The sequence below is a fragment of the Vibrio sp. HI00D65 genome, from assembly GCF_001635455.1.
In the GTDB taxonomy this organism is placed as follows: domain Bacteria; phylum Pseudomonadota; class Gammaproteobacteria; order Enterobacterales; family Vibrionaceae; genus Vibrio.
This window is the reverse complement of record NZ_LWEH01000213.1, coordinates 1-281: the sequence shown is the minus strand read 5'-3', so window position 1 is coordinate 281 and position 281 is coordinate 1. Positions and strand designations below refer to the sequence as shown.

Below are 281 nucleotides of genomic sequence, written 5' to 3'. Positions count from 1 at the left end.
ATGAGTACACAAGTGAGCCTTGAGAGCTTAATCGCTCGTGCTGAAGCCAACCTGACGGCAGAAACAGGACAAAGTAACCCAGCCACCAAAGCGATAGCTTCTGCCATTGCTGGCGTCAGCTATGGGCAATATGGCTACCAAGATTTGCTTTTTAGACAACTGAACCCTGAAACCTGCTCTGAAGCGTGGCTATACCTGCATGCTAATCGCCACAATACACCACGCCTGTTACCTACCTTTGCAAAAGGTACAGTGCAGTTTACTGAGCTAGGTGGAACCGT

At 49.1% G+C, this 281-nt stretch carries 1 pseudogene; it reads left to right on the top strand.

What is annotated here, in order from left to right:
* Positions 1 to 281 (top strand): annotated as a pseudogene (locus tag A3712_RS15620) (baseplate J/gp47 family protein); the annotation flags it as partial.